The 740-nt window shown below is 62.8% G+C and carries 1 protein-coding gene; it reads right to left on the minus strand.

Annotation, left to right across the window (positions count from 1 at the left end):
* Window positions 1-27: 27 nt before the first annotated feature.
* Window positions 28-740 (minus strand): hypothetical protein (locus ACXJ7R_RS35195; protein WP_457155812.1); only part of this gene is annotated, 713 nt, incomplete at its 5' end.

Consider the following 740-nt stretch of genomic DNA (forward strand, 5'->3'; position numbering starts at 1 on the left):
AGTCGACATCAAGAAGAAGCGTTTTCATCAGGTACCCGGCTCCGGTGGYCTCGACGTCCCGCCACCAGGAACGACGCCGGTGTGGACGTGATTGAGGAGGCTGATGTTGGCGCCGCCGGATCCTGCAATGACGTCGCCGGTCACCAGCAACTGCGCCGTCGTGATGGTGATGGAGCCTGCCGAAAACTCGATGATCTGGCCGTTCTTGTCGAACAGCTTGATCCCGCCCTCGGTGAACTGGACCGCCTGGTCCTGGTTGGCGGGATTGACGATGGTGCCCATGTAGACGCCGTCCGACATGTTGCCGCGCCGGAAGCTGCCGGGGTTCGACTGCGCTCCGGCATTGGCTTTCAGCGACGAGATGTCCCGGTCCATGATCGACATGTGACCGATATCGCCGACTTTCGGGTCGTTGATGATGCCGTTGGTGCCGCCCTGATTGCGCATCGTGGCGATGCCGAAAATGGTGCCGTGGGGCGTCTGGTTGCCCTGGCCGTCGGTCTGATTGATCAGCGGCACCACGTCGACCGTGGGCGGCGCGCCGACGCCGCCGCCGTGCACCGCGACGATCTTGACCGGGATGCTCGAGCGCGACTGTGCCAGCTCCTGGCGGATCAGGAAGCGTAGCCGGTTGATCTCGCTGCTATCGTCCGAGGTGCCCTGCTGGCCGAAAAACCCTTGCGTCATGATGCTGGTGCCTGGGAGTTGGCGTTGATGCATTCGAGCAGCATGAACCACTT

It is taken from the genome of Mesorhizobium sp. P5_C1 (assembly GCF_054049815.1).